2 protein-coding genes are annotated in these 676 nt (G+C 72.6%); both read left to right on the top strand.

What is annotated here, in order from left to right; all coding sequences use genetic code 11:
* On the top strand, positions 1–279 hold a 279-nt coding region (locus CH341_RS34730), incomplete at its 5' end, for a hypothetical protein (protein WP_170149894.1).
* Positions 276–676: hypothetical protein (locus tag CH341_RS31715; protein ID WP_425376230.1), on the top strand; the 401-nt coding region annotated here is incomplete at its 3' end. The genes CH341_RS34730 and CH341_RS31715, both read left to right, overlap by 4 nt.

Here is a 676-nt window from a genome sequence, read left to right on the forward strand (position 1 = left end):
CCGGCGGTGCCGATTCCGCTCACCCAGAACCGGCTGCTGATGAAGGTCCGCCGCAAGGCGACCGACCACGAGGCGGCCCTCGAGCTGACGACCGAGACCGGCGAGCTGACCATCACGGACGCGCCGGCCGGCGCCTTCACGCTCTTCATCCCGCAGGCTCGTCTCGTTCTGCTGCCGGCCGCCACCTATGTGCACTCGCTGCTGCGCATCACGCCTGACGGGCGCCGCCTCCGCATGTGGTACGGGCAGCTCGTCCACGACGTGGGCGAGAGCCGATGACCGACGTCATCGTCTCGGCCGACGATGCCGAGGTCGAGATCGACGGCGAGGCGCTCCCGGAGGTGTCCGAGATCGCGGTGCCAGCCCAGGGCCCGCCGGGGCCGCTGCCGTTCGGCGTCGTGACCGCCTGGACGGCCGGCGCGGCCTACGCCGCCGATGCGCCCGCGTCAGTCGTGACCTTCGACGGCGAGACCTACGTCTGCACCGCCGACCACACCGCGGCGGCCTTCGCGGCCGACCTGGCTGCACATCGCTGGCTGCTGATCGCGAGGCGGGGCAATCAGGGGCCGACCGGAACGTCCGGCCCGCAGGGCGTGCCGGGCCCGTTCGCGTTCGACACGATCGTCCCATGGACGACCGCGACGGCCTATCATGCGACGCCGCCGGCCTCCGCCGT

The organism is Rhodoplanes roseus, assembly GCF_003258865.1.
Classification (GTDB): domain Bacteria; phylum Pseudomonadota; class Alphaproteobacteria; order Rhizobiales; family Xanthobacteraceae; genus Rhodoplanes; species Rhodoplanes roseus.